Annotated in this window: 1 protein-coding gene; it reads left to right on the top strand. The window is 72.8% G+C overall.

What is annotated here, in order from left to right; genetic code table 11:
- Positions 1–1,227, top strand: a 1,227-nt coding sequence (locus tag HW445_RS31630) for a MupA/Atu3671 family FMN-dependent luciferase-like monooxygenase (RefSeq protein WP_180224205.1), incomplete at both ends; no start/stop codon positions are given.

The following is a 1,227-nucleotide window of genomic DNA, read 5'->3' as shown; positions in this document are numbered from 1 at the left end:
GCATCCGTCCCGGCGCCCACCGCGGGCTGCGACTTCAGCCTCTACTTCTTCGGCGACTACCCCGACGACGCCGCCCACGACAAGTACGCGCTGATCATGGAGGCGGCGGAGTTCGCCGACCGGCAGGGCTTCCACGCCCTGTGGTTCCCCGAGCGCCACTTCAATTCCTTCGGCGCGCTCTTCCCCAACCCCTCCGTGCTCGCCGCCGCGCTCGCGGCCCGCACCCGCCGGATCCGGCTGCACGCGGGCTCCGTCGTGCTGCCGTTGCACCACCCGGTCCGGGTCGCCGAGGAGTGGTCGGTCGTCGACAACCTCTCCCACGGCCGGGCCGGCCTGTGCCTCGCGAGCGGATGGCACGCCACCGACTTCGCGCTCGCCCCGCAGAACTTCGGCAGGCACCGCGAAGCGATGTACGAGCAGCTCGCCACCGTCCGGGAGCTCTGGTCCGGACGGCCGGTGACGATGACGGCCGGCGACGGCAAGCCCGTCGACCTCAGGCTGCACCCGAGCCCGGTGCAACGTGAACTGCCGTTGTACGTCGCGGTGGTGGGCAACCCGGACAGCTACCGGCGGGCAGCCGCCGAGGGGTTGGGGGTGGTCACCAACCTGATGGCGCAGACCGTCGAGCAGCTCGCCGAGAACATCGCGCTGTACCGGCGCACCCGTGCCGAGCACGGACTCGACCCGGCAGCGGGACGCGTCGTGGTGCTGGTGCACACCTACCTCGAGGAGGACGCGGAGCGCGCGCGGGCCGAGGCGTACCGTCCCTTCGTCTCCTACCTGCGCTCCTCGCTCTCCCTCTTCGACCAGGTGACCAACAGCCTCGGCTTCGCGGTGGACCTGGAGAACACCCCCGAGAGCGACGTGGAGTTCCTGCTCGGACGCGCCTACGAGCGCTACTGCGCCTCACGCGCCCTGATCGGGGACGTGCACACGGCCGCCGGGACCGTGCGCGCGCTCGTGGAGGCCGGAGCGGACGAGATCGCCTGCTTCGTGGACTTCGGCGTGCCGAAGGAGAAGGTCCTGGCCTCCCTGCCGGTGCTCGACCGCCTCCGGCACGGTGGGCGCACCGGCCGCACCGGCCGCACCGGCCGCACCGGCCGCACCGAGCGGCGGACCGGGACGAGCGGCGGAAGCGGCGCAAGTGACGGAAGTGGCGGGAGCGGCGGGAGCGGAGGTGACGGGCAGGCGGTGGAGCGGGCGGCGCCCGAAGCGCCGACGCGGATG

Origin of the sequence: Streptomyces sp. UH6, assembly GCF_013421635.1 — a bacterium.
Classification (GTDB): Bacteria; Actinomycetota; Actinomycetes; order Streptomycetales; family Streptomycetaceae; genus Streptomyces; species Streptomyces abyssomicinicus.
Note: the sequence above shows the minus strand (reverse complement) of the source record. Positions and strands in the feature narration are given on the sequence as shown.